The organism is Paenibacillus sp. OK076 (genome assembly GCF_900110055.1).
Classification (GTDB): Bacteria; Bacillota; Bacilli; order Paenibacillales; family Paenibacillaceae; genus Paenibacillus.
The window spans coordinates 346,049-360,557 of sequence record NZ_FOCH01000003.1 but is presented as its reverse complement, the minus strand read 5'-3'; the positions used below and the strand labels follow the sequence as shown (position 1 = coordinate 360,557).

General features: G+C 46.0%; 14 protein-coding genes. 10 read left to right on the top strand and 4 right to left on the bottom strand.

Annotated features, from left to right (window positions below):
• Positions 1 to 31: 31 nt before the first annotated feature.
• A complete protein-coding gene (locus tag BMY78_RS24175) occupies positions 32 to 394 on the top strand; it encodes an HIRAN domain-containing protein (RefSeq protein WP_090903914.1) in 363 nt (120 codons plus the stop codon).
• 23 nt (positions 395 to 417) lie between these two features.
• Here BMY78_RS24175 and BMY78_RS24170 read toward each other — a convergent pair whose 3' ends face one another.
• Positions 418 to 1,518: a glycosyltransferase family 4 protein gene (locus tag BMY78_RS24170; protein ID WP_090903913.1), complete on the bottom strand. Its 1,101-nt coding sequence runs from the start codon at positions 1,516 to 1,518 to the stop codon at positions 418 to 420.
• 174 nt (positions 1,519 to 1,692) lie between these two features.
• Between BMY78_RS24170 and BMY78_RS24165 the strand changes: the two genes are divergently transcribed.
• The 6 genes from BMY78_RS24165 (at position 1,693) to msrA (ending at position 7,945) form a co-directional block, all read left to right on the top strand.
• Complete coding sequence (locus BMY78_RS24165; RefSeq protein ID WP_064635903.1) at positions 1,693 to 2,007, top strand: DUF3817 domain-containing protein; 315 nt, start codon at positions 1,693 to 1,695, stop codon at positions 2,005 to 2,007.
• Positions 2,008 to 2,286: 279 nt separating this feature from the next.
• A complete protein-coding gene (locus tag BMY78_RS24160; RefSeq protein ID WP_090903911.1) occupies positions 2,287 to 3,105 on the top strand; it encodes a TerC family protein in 819 nt (272 codons plus the stop codon).
• 605 nt (positions 3,106 to 3,710) lie between these two features.
• Positions 3,711 to 5,174: an RtcB family protein gene (locus BMY78_RS24150; RefSeq protein WP_177185860.1), complete on the top strand. Its 1,464-nt coding sequence runs from the start codon at positions 3,711 to 3,713 to the stop codon at positions 5,172 to 5,174.
• Complete coding sequence (locus BMY78_RS24145) at positions 5,174 to 6,478, top strand: AAA family ATPase (protein ID WP_090903909.1); 1,305 nt, start codon at positions 5,174 to 5,176, stop codon at positions 6,476 to 6,478. Before BMY78_RS24150 ends, BMY78_RS24145 begins: the two co-directional genes overlap by 1 nt.
• A gap of 525 nt (positions 6,479 to 7,003) precedes the next feature.
• Positions 7,004 to 7,261 carry a GlsB/YeaQ/YmgE family stress response membrane protein gene (locus BMY78_RS24140; protein WP_017686880.1) on the top strand — a complete coding sequence of 86 codons (258 nt, stop codon included), beginning with the start codon at positions 7,004 to 7,006 and terminating at the stop codon, positions 7,259 to 7,261.
• A gap of 165 nt (positions 7,262 to 7,426) precedes the next feature.
• Positions 7,427 to 7,945, top strand: coding sequence for a peptide-methionine (S)-S-oxide reductase MsrA (gene msrA / locus BMY78_RS24135; protein WP_090903908.1), 519 nt, complete (start codon positions 7,427 to 7,429; stop codon positions 7,943 to 7,945).
• Positions 7,946 to 8,073: 128 nt separating this feature from the next.
• On the opposite strand, the gene BMY78_RS24130 is transcribed toward msrA, so the two are convergent.
• Positions 8,074 to 8,940 carry a putative RNA methyltransferase gene (locus tag BMY78_RS24130; RefSeq protein WP_177185859.1) on the bottom strand — a complete coding sequence of 289 codons (867 nt, stop codon included), beginning with the start codon at positions 8,938 to 8,940 and terminating at the stop codon, positions 8,074 to 8,076.
• Between the two features lie 298 nt (positions 8,941 to 9,238).
• Positions 9,239 to 10,513 (bottom strand): hypothetical protein, encoded by a 1,275-nt coding sequence (locus BMY78_RS24125; protein ID WP_090903906.1) that lies wholly within the window; start codon positions 10,511 to 10,513, stop codon positions 9,239 to 9,241.
• 256 nt (positions 10,514 to 10,769) lie between these two features.
• Between BMY78_RS24125 and BMY78_RS24120 the strand changes: the two genes are divergently transcribed.
• From BMY78_RS24120 to BMY78_RS24110, 3 genes are all read left to right on the top strand, one after another.
• Positions 10,770 to 11,366, top strand: a complete 597-nt coding sequence (locus BMY78_RS24120; protein WP_090903905.1) for a restriction endonuclease — start codon at positions 10,770 to 10,772, stop codon at positions 11,364 to 11,366.
• Positions 11,367 to 11,436: 70 nt separating this feature from the next.
• Positions 11,437 to 11,661, top strand: a complete 225-nt coding sequence (locus tag BMY78_RS24115; protein ID WP_090903904.1) for a hypothetical protein — start codon at positions 11,437 to 11,439, stop codon at positions 11,659 to 11,661.
• Positions 11,662 to 11,800: 139 nt separating this feature from the next.
• On the top strand, positions 11,801 to 13,051 hold the full coding sequence (locus BMY78_RS24110) for a DNA glycosylase AlkZ-like family protein (protein ID WP_090903903.1): 1,251 nt from the start codon (positions 11,801 to 11,803) through the stop codon (positions 13,049 to 13,051).
• Positions 13,052 to 13,156: 105 nt separating this feature from the next.
• Here BMY78_RS24110 and fabV read toward each other — a convergent pair whose 3' ends face one another.
• Positions 13,157 to 14,347, bottom strand: a complete 1,191-nt coding sequence (fabV, locus tag BMY78_RS24105) for an enoyl-ACP reductase FabV (protein ID WP_090903902.1) — start codon at positions 14,345 to 14,347, stop codon at positions 13,157 to 13,159.
• Between the last annotated feature and the right edge of the window lie 162 nt (positions 14,348 to 14,509).

The following is a 14,509-nucleotide window of genomic DNA, read 5'->3' as shown; positions in this document are numbered from 1 at the left end:
AATTTAAAAAAATGTAAAAGGAGCTTTTTCGATGAGTACCAAATTATTTGCAGCCATGTATGGAATGGAACATTATCATGGTGTAGAAGCTTTAAACGTAGGTGATATCCTGTTTCTGGTCAAAGACCCTGACAATCGGGTGGACCCCCGAGCCATTAAGGTAGTGGTTCCCCCCATTGGGACGGTTGGATATATTGTTAATAATCCGCTGCTCGCTCCTCACGGCTGCTGGACAGGCTCGGGAATTTATGATGCTTTCCGCCAACAGACCTGTGCTAAGGTGAGATTTGCCATGAAGGATATGATTATTGTGGAGTTAATTGAAATGATGTATGTTCCTGTTCCGTATATGGATCGCTTTATTGCAGACTGGCAGTCACGTGAAAAAGCCTGACGAAAGCTAGGTTGGGATAAGATTTATCCACGGATGAGTCTTGTATAGGCTGCTTCAAGATGCATGGCTGTTCGGGCCCAACTGAACTTTTCAACTGCACTGGCACGACCAGCTTCTCCAAGCGAACGAGCGAGAGAAGGATTGTCTGCCAGTTTATACAGGCAAGCAGCGAAACTTCGGGGGTTCTGATATTGTCTCACAAGGTAGCCGCTACTCCCCGATACAATGATTTCACGAATGCCTCCATTGTCTGAAGCAATGACGGGTAGTCCTGAAGCCATAGCTTCAACATTAACCAGCCCGAAGGCCTCATGCTGTTGGGAAGGGCATACCAGGCAGTCTACAGCCCTGTACAAAAGGTCAATGCGTTCATGGGGGATTTGACCTCGGAAGGCAGCATCAACCTTTAATTTTCGGGCAAGCTGTCGCAGCTTGCGGACGTAAACAGGAGGTCCTTTACCTGCAATGATCAGTTGCACCGATACCTGCTGCTGAATAAGAGATACGGCACGAATTAGCACATCCACACCTTTGCCGGGGATCAGTCGGCCTACATACAGAATGGAGAATGGCCCTGAAATACCGAACTGCTTCCGAAGAAGCTGCTGTTCTCCTTTAGTTGCAGGCAAAAAACGGCTTAGGTCCACACCAAGTGGCACAACACCCATCCGTCGTTTCAAGGATGGGAATCGACGACCGAGCCTTTGTCTGAGGGATTGACTGTTGACGGCAATCCAGTTCGCTTTTTTTAACAGCGCTAATCTTGCGGGCCCTGGTTGTGCAAAGGTTAATGAGTGAAGATAGAGCACCACAGGCAACGAAGGGAAGGCACGTTTAATTGCTGCCATACTATGTGGTCTGTTGTCTACCTGGATCAGATCGAAGGGTTGAATTTTTAGAAAACGGATTACTGCCCTTGTGTACTCGCTGGGACTGGCTGCTGGCACACGACGGATCGTAATGCCATCTATTTGCTCTGTGATGGCAAGACCGGGCATCTGACGGCTTATGATCGTCACCTGGTGACGGAGAGCAAGTTCGCGAGCAATGCCGAGGATGCAGATTTCGACTGATCCGTTACCTGGGACTGGCAATTTTTCCGGTGCGATCAGGGCTATTTTCATCAACAGGCTCCTCCTTGTCCATATTCACAACAATCTATCTTGGTCATATATCCTATGTGCATTGGATGGATTTGGCTCCTGTGGAACTGTGCGTGAGGGGAAATTTCGTTTTTGTGATATACTGAACAGGATGCAATGAATTCGTTGCGCGTATTTAGAAGCAGGAGGAAAAAAATGTTACATTCAACACTCAGCCGCTTTCGACTGCTATTGTGGTTGCAGGGGCTTTCTTATGTGCTGTTGTTATTTGTTGCTTTTCCATTGCGGGAATCGGGGATTATGCCTCAGGCAGTCACGTGGTTTGGCAACATCTATGGCTTTTTATTTCTGATGTATTTATTATTTATGGTGAGTCTTTATACCACGCAAAAATGGCGTTTGCGTCGTCCAATTGCTTTATTTTTTGTCTCGTTTATCCCGCTGGGCAATTTCATCTATGATTTGCTGGTGTTTCGCAAGCTGGACCGCAGTCAGTCAAATAAAGCTTGACTTTGCTTATCGTTATGAATATGATGAGAACAGATTATTGAACCTGTTTCAACTTAAAACTAAATATTCCTGATGTTAAAGGGGAGTAGCTTTCACAGTAAAGTCGTCAGTTCGGGATCATATCCCCGGCTTTATTGGCAGCAATTTTGTTGTTAGCGAGACCTTTACCAAGTTTTCATACTGGGTAAAGGTCTCTTTTTGTGAATAAAAAGGACCTTACCAGCAATGGTAAAGGTCCTTTTTTTTGTACATCATAAGGATACTAAGGAGGAGTCAATTTTGGATTTGTCATTATTATTGGAGTATGGGTGGGTTCTCGTCGTATTAGTAGTCCTGGAGGGATTACTTGCAGCGGATAATGCATTGGTTCTTGCCATTATGGTTAAGCATTTACCTGATGATAAACGCAAAAAGGCGTTGTTTTATGGTTTAATGGGAGCGTTCATTTTCCGATTGGGTTCATTGTTCCTGATCTCATTCCTGGTGGACGTGTGGCAGGTTCAAGCGATTGGTGCCCTGTACCTCTTGTACATCTCGATTAACCACATTATCAAGAAGGTTATGGGTAGCCGAAACAAAACAGATGAAGCGGCAGACTCCACTCCCAAAAAACCAAAAAAACAATCTGGTTTCTGGATGACTGTATTCAAGGTAGAAGTGGCGGATATTGCGTTCGCGGTCGATTCCATTCTCGCAGCTGTGGCGCTGGCTGTTGCCTTGCCGCCAAGTGGTCTGCCTCCGATCGGTGGACTTGACGGTGGACAGTTTATCGTTATCTTCCTCGGCGGATTTATTGGTCTTGTCATCATGAGATTTGCGGCTTCCTTCTTCGTTAAGCTGCTTCATTCGCGTCCAGGGCTTGAAGTTGCAGCCTTCGTTATCGTTGGTTGGGTAGGGGTTAAGTTGGCTGTTATAACACTTGCTCACCCTTCACTAGGGGTTTTGGATGAACATTTCCCGGAAAATAAAATTTGGAAATTTGGATTCTACATTGTCCTGATTACGATTGCCGTATGCGGCTGGTTCCTTTCTTCCAAAGTTCCTGAAAAAGAAGATGAAAATCCTGTGGAAGAACTGGAAAAACAAGCTGGGAAATGATAAGAGTCAAAGTCGAATCTGTCAAAACATGTACCAGCAATAATCGATATCTAATCTCATGATATGCTTGAGTAAGCAAGGTCTGTTCCTTACAGACCCTGCTTTTTTTTATGTGAATTATTCGCACAAAGTTACAGCTAATGCATATGCAAAATAGGGGATTTTCCAAGAAAAGGGTTGACACATTGAAACGAGTCCGCTTAATATAAACATATTATTGATGAAAGGAGGCCGAGAGAGATGATGGTTGGTTATGATTTGAAATTCACGAAGACACTACGAAGCACAGACACAATTGTATATCCAGTTCATCGTCTCTTTGGCCTCATACGGGCGACATAGGGGAAGATGCATATCGTTTATCCTGGGAACGTTATTAATCGATATGCTACTCTCGGCGTATATTGCAATGGAGAACAGATGCGGCATGTTCATGCTGCTTTTGTTATCTGTTATTGTCATAAAGAAGTCACGGGCGAACTGTCCGTGGCTTCTTTTTTTGTTGTACTGAATATGGATATGGATATGAATTCGGAATAACATTAGGTTCAATTTTTGAAATGAACCGAATTAACGGAACGTACAGGAAGGAATAATAAACATTTATGAATACACAACCTCATTTATTTACAAGTCAAAATGAACTCACAGGTGGCTACCGACATGAAGTCAAATTGCCAGCCGGGGACTTAACGGTATATGCGGCACAACAACTATTCTCGTCATTGGACTATAAGGTTTTCGAGATGGCGAACAACAATCTTCAAATCCCGGGTATTTCCTATATGAGCTATACGCCTGACGTACATGTCGGTGTAGGTACCTGCATCGGCACAACGGCGGTATGGGATGCCAAGAGTGGTTATGTATCTCCATCCATTGTAGGCAGTGATATCGGTTGTGGCATGCGGGTGCATATGACCAATTTGCATAAGGACGATCTCAAAGATGTAAAGCTGCGCCGTAAACTCGTGAAGGCCATTGAGAAAGTGCTGCCGATGGAGGCAAATCAGCGCGGTCATTACTCGGACATTCGTTTGGAACATATTGTGCGCAAGGGTCTGCATGGCTTACCCAAAAAATATATCCCGGACAGCTATACACCGAAAAAATCAACATCGATTACTCATGTGGAGAGCAGCAAATTTGCCTTTAATGAGGACGTGTTGAATCTGGTACCGGATATGACCTGGCATCGGGCTCATCGCCAGTTGGGAACTTTGGGTGGAGGCAATCATTTTGCCGAGATTCAAGCGATTGAGATTGCCGAGGAAAATCGGGAGATTGCGGAAGCCTGGGGTCTGTACGATGGACAAATTGTTGTTATGATTCATTCCGGCTCCCGTGCCTGGGGCGGGTATGTAAGCCAAACCAGTTCGTCGGCGATTGCGAAAGTGATGCAGCGGAATGGTTTGGGAACATCCGATCCAAGACTGGTTTTTGCTCCGCTTGAACATGCGGAAGGGCGCCATTATGTCAATATGATGTATTCTGCGCTGAATTATGCCGTTGTGAATCGCCATCTGATTGCTTATGCTATTCGCGAAGCTTTTCGGGATGTATTTGGTCCAAAATGCGAGTTCCGTACCCTCTATGATCTGATGCACAACTATGCATGGGAGGAATCGCACTCGGATCAAGGTTCCGTTTTTGTACACCGCAAAGGAGCTACACGTGCATTACCTGCCGGTCATCCGGATAATCCGAAGCCATATCTGGCAACAGGTCATCCCGCGCTTATACCCGGTTCAATGGGGACTGCTTCGTATATCATGGTAGGTCAACCCGAGGGGAAGAATAACTATTATTCGATTTGTCATGGGGCAGGTCGCATACGTTCGCGTACAGCAACGAAGCGCCTGGTTACCGTGGAGGATTTTGCCTCGGCGCTGGGCGTGGGAACTGAAGATGAGATTGTGGTGAATCAGCGTTCACTTGAATCCATTATTGATGAATCACCGCAAGCGTATAAAAATGTCGATGAAATTATAGATAGTGTTACCGGCGCAGGTCTGGCTCAAGTTGTAGCCAAATGTAAACCACTTGCCGCTGTGAAGGGAGCTAAGTAATGACGATAGAGAAAGAACAATTGAATCATAATACAGTTATTTATTCCTATGAAGAGCAACAAGACAGTCAAATCCGAAACGAAGGTTATGCCATATATGCTCGCTTGATTCGCGGCATCATTGAAGCGCTTGGCAATCGATACGGCGTTCGTTATGAACTCTATGCCAGCGATGATCCAAACAGTGAATACTGGGATTTGCTAAAAGAAGATCTGCAAAGCAACAGCACGGAAGTGGAATTGGTTGCCCGGATTTTCGAAGATCTGGAGCTACGTACTCTGCATTATGAGGATGATGGAGATGCACCAACTTATGGGGTGCATGATTCGATTCGCAACAATGTATTTGCCTATCCTCAGTGGGGCGTAGCTCTCGTCCGCATTCCTTTCTTCCGGGAGAATGGGATATACAATGAGGATTTTGTTTTTGCTACAGGAGAAGAGGAATTGAAGCAATTTCTGGGCAGTGTAAGGGAACGGGAACGGCAGCAAAATATGAAAAAGGTCACGGTGTACACAGATGCCCGCAATGGCAGTGACCGTCATGTGGAATCCATTACCCGCGCTGTGGGGAGAGATGAGGTCGTGCTTTCTCCGCAAATTAAACAGGATATTTTCCGTTCGCTGGACCAGTTTTTCGAGGCGGATCGCTCTTTTTATAGAGACTATGATATTCCGTACAAACGCGGCATCCTGCTGTATGGTCATCCTGGAAACGGCAAGACGACTCTCGTCAAATCCATTGCAGGTAGCATTCCGGGGCCTGCGGCATACTGGCAAATTACCGAATACACAAACAGTGAATCGGTACGTGAAGTCTTCGAAGCAGCCAAACGTTTGGCACCCATGGTATTAATTATTGAAGATATCGATTCCATGCCGGATGAAGTTCGTTCCTTTTTCCTGAATACACTGGATGGGGCAACGTCCAAAGAGGGTATCTTTCTGATTGGTACCACGAATTACCCGGAGAAAATAGACCCGGGGCTCATGAACCGTGCCGGACGGTTCGATCGGGCATATGAAATACCACTACCGGACGAAGGGCTGCGCCTGCAATATTTGAATCAACGTGGCTTTGCGGTCTTTGCAGGGGAAGAAGGTACGCTGGAAGCTGCACGATTGACGGATACCTTTTCTCTTGCCCAGCTTGGAGAGCTGTATGTCAGCGCAGCGCTGGAATGGCACCAGAACGGCCGGACGGACATTGTGCAGATCATTCAGTCGATGCGAGGAGAGCTGGACAAGAGTCATAAGCATAACTGGCTAACCCAGCCAGGTAAAGGCCGCGCAGGATTTTATTAATATCTAAATATTTTGGAGATCTTAAAAATTCTTGTACAGATGAGGACGATGTAGTGGAGGTTACGAAATCTTCTGAAGAAGCGAAGCTAAAAGATTTCTGCAAGAAAGCTACTTCGTAAGCATGATCTTGCCTTTATCAACGGATCTTCCCTTCTATAAAGGGAATGCAAAAAATCCGGGGATAACAGCGATCGGAAGAACGATTCGTAACCGGAACGGCTGCTAATCTGTACGCTAACTTTTTAAAATAGACCAAAAATATTCTTACCTCAATTGGTTATACTAAGGCTGTCTGAACCAACATACAATGACTTTCGGGAGGTACATAACACAGTCCTGAACTGTGTAAAATGCCGGACAGTAAGTCGATATGTTCAAAAAGCCGTGTTAGATGATGCTAAACAGAGAAAAGAGCATATGAACAAAAGGTAATATACAACAATTTTCATGCCAGTTGTTTAAATGCTTCTGTAGCGGTTAATAGTAGACAGACAACAACAAAAACTTTAATTAGAGGTGAATGATATGGGTTGGTTATGGTCATTAATTATCGGTGGTATCATTGGATGGTTGGCAGGTCTGATTGTTGGTCGTGACATTCCCGGCGGCGTTATCGGTAACATCATTGCCGGTTTTATCGGCGGATGGTTAGGTGGAGTAATCCTGGGAGACATGGGTCCAGAAATGGGCGGATTCTATATCGTACCGGCATTAATAGGTGCCATTGTACTTGTAGCGATCGTGAGCTTGATCTTCCGTTCTATGGGTCGCAGCCGCGGGTAACGAATTCAAGATCTCTTGAATTACAGCGAGTTGGCAACAAGCAGTTTGAATAACTGTTGATATAACAGATGCTTCTGAAGAGGTTGATGGAAGTCCACTGCGGTGGCTTTCCATCAACCTCTTTTTGTTTTAAGATATAGGTACAACAGAAAGGGATGAGTGCGCATGGAAAAGGCTACATTTGCCGGCGGATGCTTCTGGTGTATGGTTACACCATTTGAAGAGCAACCAGGTATTCATGGTATTGTATCTGGCTATACCGGCGGTCACGTCGATAATCCAACATATGAGCAGGTCAAAACCGGGGAAACCGGTCATGTTGAGGTCGTTGAAATTACATTTGATCCAGAGGTATTTCCGTATGAACGTCTGCTGGAGCTGTATTGGCCCCAGACGGACCCAACCGATGACGGAGGGCAATTTCAGGATCGTGGAAGTCAGTACCGGACAGCGATCTTTGTCCATAATGAGCGTCAGCGTGAGCTCGCAGAACAGTCCAAGCAGGAGCTTGCAGCAAGCGGGCGATTCAATCAACCGATTGTGACGGAGATTCGGGATGCAGTTGTGTTCTATCCAGCAGAAGATTACCATCAGGATTACCACAAGAAAAATGAGAAACATTATAAAGAAGACCGTGCGATATCCGGACGGGATGAATTTATTGAAGAAAACTGGAATAATTAATTCCATTTATATTAGACCAATTTGTATCAGAACTTATTGAAAAAGCCGGGAGAGTTCCAACAGGAACTTCACCGGCTTTTTTTGATTGTTCAATGATCAAGAGGATGTTATCTCAATGGCTACATAACTTATCTCCGTTTTCCCACCAGTATTTCTAAATCAATCGTAATCTGGGATAAGGATTCTTGAACTCTGGCTATAGCTGATTCTGTCCCATGCCAGGAGAGTGGTGTCATATGAATGAGTGAATTTTTCCTGACTTCCGTAACGGGCAGAGTGTATGTCACCGGAATGCTCTCTATGAGATGATGATGCTTGGTAAATCGGTCCAATACATACTCTCTGCCGTCTAGTTGATGAGATTGGTCCGGAAACAAAAGCTCTCTCATTTCCATTAGATATCGGTCACGGGGAATCACTTTGATGATCCAGCCATCCTTTTTCATCACTCGCCCGAACTCTTCATAATTCGAAGGGGAAAGGATATTCAGGATCACGTCTAGCTGCCCCTCTGCAAAGGGACTATAAGCAAGATCACCAACAAACCAGATTTGCTGGTCGTAGGTAGAAGAAGCCATGGCAATACCCTCTTTGGCGATGTCGATCCCCCAGCCCACAGCTGGAGTATTCTGTGTAATCTGCTGCAAAAGAGATCCTTCTCCTGCACCTGCATCTAGAATATGCAAGGGCTGACTGCTGCCACTGGAGTAATCTTCAATACAATAGCGAATGATATCGATCAGAGGTGTATAGATTGCAGTTTGAGATAAAATATTCCTTTTGGCCGTAAATAAACGTTTGTCATAGCTGCCTTTGAAAAAACGTGTCATGAAATTGATATAGCCTTGTCGTGCCAAATCAAAGGTATGTCTGGAACTACATTGAATATTGTCCCGACTAATCGTTGTCATTGTGTGATGACAGATGGGACATTTAAGCATATGGATGTATGGATAAATAAGCGCAGCACTACATTCTCTGCGTTGGATTGACATGGAATAGCACCCCATTCATTCAGATCTGGATAACTGAAGAAAAGGGCATAACAAATAAACCTCTATCGAACCTTTTGAAAAAAGAGGTTTATGTTATGCCCTAAGTTATCTGTATCGAATGAATTGAATAATCATGGGAGGGCTACGCTCCTTGCCAATCAAGAGTAGGGTGAAAAAGTGAACGGTACTATTATACCAGTTTGCGCAGAGAGGATAAAAGGGAGGGTATTCTCATCGTTGTGTGAAATAACAGAGCGCCCTGTTAACCGTCAGTCGGTCAACCAGAGCGCTCGATTTATTATTTTGCTGAGGCTGTCTTCAATACATACTTGGATAAGGCATCGTCATTGATCTGATAAATAATATGATTATTGTACGTTGAATATCCATCGAGCAATCCAGGAGAGGATGCGAACTCATATTCATGTACCGTATCCAATGTTTGCGGATCAAGAATATAACCTTTTTTGGCGAAATCAAGTTTGTACTGTCCGTCCTGTGTACGATCAACCTGCATGAGAATAGGCTGCTCTTCCTTAAATGTACGTTCAGTCACTTGGCCTTTCATGGTGTACAGCTCCAGCTTTTGGCCTGTAAACAGAGTGTAACTGTTGCCTGCGGTCTGAACATAGGCATCACCGGCAATAGCACGGCCCCAGGCGAGTTTGCCGTCGGTGCCAAAGCCCATCAGCTTGTTGCCCGTGTTCGCAAAATTGGCGCGCATAATCACGGAGCCATCTTCCAGAATGGCCAGCGATTCACCGCCGCCGTCTCCCAGAGTGTTGGCATTGCTCGGGAACTGGTAGAAGGAAAGACGATTCATCGTACGATCGTAAATCTCGACTTTGGGATTAGCGGCCGGCTGCCAGAAGCTGCCGACTTTAGTTTGTTTGCTGGCATCGACTACAATTCGATCACTGCCTGCTTTGAGCACAGAACCGTTGATTGTTTTTTCTGTAATCAGTTTTCCCTTTTTGTCATACAGCGAGATGGCTGAACGGACGGAACCGTTCGATTGAACACCAGGGCTCGAAGCGATCAATAACGTATCGTCGTCCAGAAGGTACATGGAAGATGAATTACTCACGTTTTTGACCCAGTTGGTTTTGCCGGAAGTGTTGAACGAGTATACCTTTTTGGTTCCATCCGAATATTCCATATATACATAAGCTGTGCCGTTGCTGGTATATAGTGAATTGGAGTAGGTTGTATAAGGCCCACTTTTCTCATGGAAAATAACGTTCCATTTCAATTGTCCGGTTGTGGCATCCAGCGCCTGAAGCGAATCCAGCTGCCAATCCAGCTTCGTATTGCTGCTTGTTTTTGTCACGGGCTGGGAAGAATGCACATACACCAGATTTTTCGCAGGTACTGCGTTCACTTCGTTGACGATAACGTCTTTCTCCGTATTCACTTGTGTGAGTGACAGAGAAGATGAGGTCCATGAAGGCTTAGGCAATGGTGCATTTTGTTCTGCGGCCGCGTAGCTTGGTGTATGCAGGCCGAAGAGGAGCGTGCCACTGAGAAGAAGCGCAGCCCATGTTTTGGACTTTCGTTTGTTGGATGTATGCAAGTTATAAACCACCTTTCTTCGATTCAAAATAGAACCGATTGTTGAATTCTACCATTTCATACCTATGAAATTCAACCTGAGTGTCTGTAACCTTTTATGATAGAGGTATAATATTATTGTTGTTTGGAGAAGTTCGAGGGTTACAGGGAATTCATCTTCTTTCTGTTACGAGAGAAGTCTGCTATATTTAGTCGGGTGACGAGGGCTAATAGGGGTACAAGCCTGCCAGATTAGAGGAACGACAAGGAGAACAGACATGAATTGGAATGAAAATATGACCACTGTGGGTATAGGCATTATTGTCCTTTTACTGCTCATTGCCTGGATCATTCGTCGTGTAATTCGGCGAGGGCAGCGCATACGAAGTGAGGCCAATCCGCGTAAGATTACGATTAAGGATATCGATAAAATGCAGGATGGGTCGGAATTTGAATTGTACCTGTATCATTTATTCCAACAACTCGGTTATGCCGAAGTACATAAGACGACAAGCAGCCGAGATTTTGGTGCGGACCTTGTATTTGTGGATAGAGCAGGCAGACGTAATGTCATTCAGGCCAAACGTTACGGAGCGAATCATCCGGTTGGGCTCAGCGCGGTGCAGGAGATTTACACGTCCATGCGATATTATGAAGCAGATCGATCCATCGTGCTCACCTCAGCCAGATATACGGAAGCATGCCGGACGCTGGCCGCGGTCAACGGGGTGAAGCTGCTGGACCGGGAAGATCTATTGGACCTGATCACGCTGTTTAAATCCAGAAGAATGGAAGAGGCACTGGAATTGATTGAGGAGGATGATCAGGAGCCTGTGGAAACTTGGCAATCACGGCGGAAAAGAGTTCCACGTTAATCACCTTCACTTGTCTGCCTGCACATGATATATTGAGTGCATACCAATCAAGGGAGTGTGTTCAATTATCATGGCACGTACACAAACGCAAAAAGCATTGCGCAAAGCAGAGCGGTCAGGACAATGGTGTCCGGAGCAAAGTCGGAGAGTAAACGGAGATTATGGAGCGTTATCCCAGCATGTTCGGCTCATGCCTACCAAACAGGAAAAATTGCAAAAGGTCAAACACAAGAAGCGGACCCAGGATGGTGGTGCTTCTTTTTATTTTGTCTATGGTGTGCGGAGAGCTGTGTGAGGCATCAACATTTTTATAAAAAGCTCTTCCTTCGATTGGAATGACATCCCTTGGATTGTTAAAATCAATATATCTCTTTTGAATTGGATCATTATAGCTATACATCCTCCTATCTTCGATGAAGGGAAGAATTGTACATATGACAACAGCGCTTCGCATGAATAAGAAAATCGTTCGGCGTTTTTTGCTGCAAACACAATCTTTGTTGGGACGTTGGCCCGCAGCTACCTTGCCTTCGGGTCCTGAACAGGTGATGCAGCTGATTCGCACCCTTGGCTGCGTACAGATTGATCCTGTTGCTGCTGTAACCGGAAATCAGCATTTGGTGCTGGGCGCTCGTGATCCGGGCTATACTTCCGAATATTTACATACCTTGCTAAGTGATCATAGAGTGTTCGAATATTTTGCCAATGCCGCCTGTGTCATTCCGATGGAGGATTATGCTCTGTTCGAACCTGTACGTGCCCGATTACGGGAGCGTCTGGCTCCTTCCCTGCAAGGGCTGGAGAATACGGTGCAGCATGTGCTGAAGCGTTTGGAAGAAGAGGGACCACTCCCGTCAAGAGCTTTTCGTGCGGTGGAACGGGTGAGTGGATATTGGGACAGTGCAGATGTGCCTAAAACGAAGGACACCTCGTTAGCGTTGAACTTGCTGCTGGATTCGGCTGCCATTCGTGTCGTGGCAAGGCAGGGCAATGAGCGTTATTTTCATATTACGGAATCCGGACTGCTGGAGCAGGGCCAATCCATGACAGCGGAGATCGATCTTTTGACTCAAAGGCAGGCTCTCATGGACAAGTACATATATGCTTATCGGGTCGTGGACGTGCGAGATCCACGATTGGGCTGGATGAAATCCACCGCTGCTGAACGTCGGAATGAGATGGCAGCACGAGTCGCAGATGGTCGCATGATCCCGCTGGAGGTTGAGGACGTAGCGACGCCTTATTACATCCGTGCAGAAGATGAGGGTTTGTTGCGTGAGTTGGAAAGGGAAGAGCCGCATTATGATCCATCAGGTCCGGTACGATTCTTGCCCCCGCTGGACAACCTGCTGTGGAGACGTGAACGGATTGTAGATTTATTTGATTTCCATTATAAGTGGGAGATATACACACCAGAGGTGAAACGAACTTACGGCTATTACGCCATGCCCATTCTCCACGGCGATCGGCTGATTGGACGCATGGACCCGCGACTCGATCGCAAAACGGGCGTACTAACGGTTCGGTTGTTATCGATGGAAGAGACTGCTCCGCCTGTGGAGGAATGGATCGCGGATTTTCGGGAGGGACTTCGTTTCTTTGCAACGATGCATGGAGCGCGATCCATCACGGTAGAGAAGACCGTACCAAAGGGGTTGAAAAAACAGCTTAAGTCGATTTTATAGAATCGGTAGACGTCAATAAAGGGAGCGAAAGCTCGCTCCCCTAAGGCTGAATCTGGACCTGTAATAAGCTTGTTACTCCAGTCTCACAGCAAATTTAGTTTTCAATTAACGCAGATGTGGGACTTCAACATTTGGATCAACATCTGCTTCATAATCCACGCCGTCGGTTTCGAAACCAAACAGTTGGAAGAACTCCTGACGGTATCCTGCCAAATCGGACAGATCGTAGATGTTTTCAGTGGTCAGCTCGTTCCAGAGCTTCGCCACTTCTTCCTGAACGTCTGCTCTCATCTCCCAATCATCAATACGAATACGCCCTGCTTCATCGGTCGGAACTTCTCCTCCCGCATACAGGCGATCAGCGAACAAACGTTGCAATTGCTCGATGCAGCCTTCATGCAAGCCTTTTTCCTTCATGACTTTGTACAATGCGGAGATATACAACGGCACCACTGGAATTGCGGAGCTTGATTGGGTGACCAGCGCTTTGGCTACGGTCAGGTAAGCACGTCCGCCCTTTGCACTCAGACGATCATTCAACTTATGGGCTGTCGCTTCCAGATGGTTTTTGGCCTGACCGATGGAACCATCACGATAGATCGCATGCGTAAGTTCAGGACCGATGTAAGAAAAGGCAATGGTTGTTGCGTTGTCTGCGAGTACGCCACCCTGTTGCAAGGCATCCATCCACAGTTCCCAATCATCTCCGCCCATCACGGCTACCGTCTGACGGATTTCTTCATCGGATGCCGGATCAATCGTAACGGAAGTCACTTCACCCGTATGGAAATTGACGGTTTTGTTGGTGTACGATTGTCCAATCGGTTTGAGCACGGAGTTGAATACTTCACCAGTATTCGGATCGGTACGGCGTGCCGACGCTACGCTGTAGACCACCAGATCAACCTGACCGAGTTCACTGCGAATCAGTTCAACGGTCTTTTCTCTTGTTTCGTTGGCAAAGGCATCGCCTGTGATGCTGTATGATTTCAGTCCTGCTTCTTCCGCAGCTTTTTCAAATGCAGCGGAGTTGTACCAGCCAGCTGAAGCCGTACGTTTATCAGTGGCGCTGCTTGGGCGGTAAATGCCGATGGTGTTGGCTCCGGCACCGAATGCGGATACGACGCGCGATGCAAGTCCATATCCAGTGGAAGCTCCGATAACGAGTACGTTCCGCGGTCCGTTCAATTGCGGTTGGGATTTTACATAATCAATTTGCTCCTGCACTTGTGCAGCACAGCCTACAGGATGGGAAGTTGTACAAATAAAACCACGTGTTCTTGGTTTAATAATCATTCATTTGCATCCTTTCATATTCAACTCTTGTTCTTCATTGTTGGATAATGCTCTTGTACATACCACCTTATTGTAAAACAATTGCCTCCGAAACGGAAACCGTTTCGATGGATTTGGCTAAAAGACGGTATCCGGCTTCGTACCCTGGATGATATTATATAG

Excerpts from the sequence above, each read along its gene's own strand:
- BMY78_RS24175 (WP_090903914.1), top strand. The coding sequence starts at position 32 with ATGAGTACCAAATTATTTGCAGCCATGTATGGAATGGAACATTATCAT.
- BMY78_RS24170 (WP_090903913.1), bottom strand. The coding sequence starts at position 1,518 with ATGAAAATAGCCCTGATCGCACCGGAAAAATTGCCAGTCCCAGGTAAC.
- BMY78_RS24165 (WP_064635903.1), top strand. The coding sequence starts at position 1,693 with ATGTTACATTCAACACTCAGCCGCTTTCGACTGCTATTGTGGTTGCAG.
- BMY78_RS24150 (WP_177185860.1), top strand. The coding sequence starts at position 3,711 with ATGAATACACAACCTCATTTATTTACAAGTCAAAATGAACTCACAGGT.
- BMY78_RS24145 (WP_090903909.1), top strand. The coding sequence starts at position 5,174 with ATGACGATAGAGAAAGAACAATTGAATCATAATACAGTTATTTATTCC.
- BMY78_RS24140 (WP_017686880.1), top strand. The coding sequence starts at position 7,004 with ATGGGTTGGTTATGGTCATTAATTATCGGTGGTATCATTGGATGGTTG.
- msrA (WP_090903908.1), top strand. The coding sequence starts at position 7,427 with ATGGAAAAGGCTACATTTGCCGGCGGATGCTTCTGGTGTATGGTTACA.
- BMY78_RS24130 (WP_177185859.1), bottom strand. The coding sequence starts at position 8,940 with ATGTCAATCCAACGCAGAGAATGTAGTGCTGCGCTTATTTATCCATAC.
- BMY78_RS24120 (WP_090903905.1), top strand. The coding sequence starts at position 10,770 with ATGAATTGGAATGAAAATATGACCACTGTGGGTATAGGCATTATTGTC.
- BMY78_RS24115 (WP_090903904.1), top strand. The coding sequence starts at position 11,437 with ATGGCACGTACACAAACGCAAAAAGCATTGCGCAAAGCAGAGCGGTCA.
- BMY78_RS24110 (WP_090903903.1), top strand. The coding sequence starts at position 11,801 with ATGACAACAGCGCTTCGCATGAATAAGAAAATCGTTCGGCGTTTTTTG.
- fabV (WP_090903902.1), bottom strand. The coding sequence starts at position 14,347 with ATGATTATTAAACCAAGAACACGTGGTTTTATTTGTACAACTTCCCAT.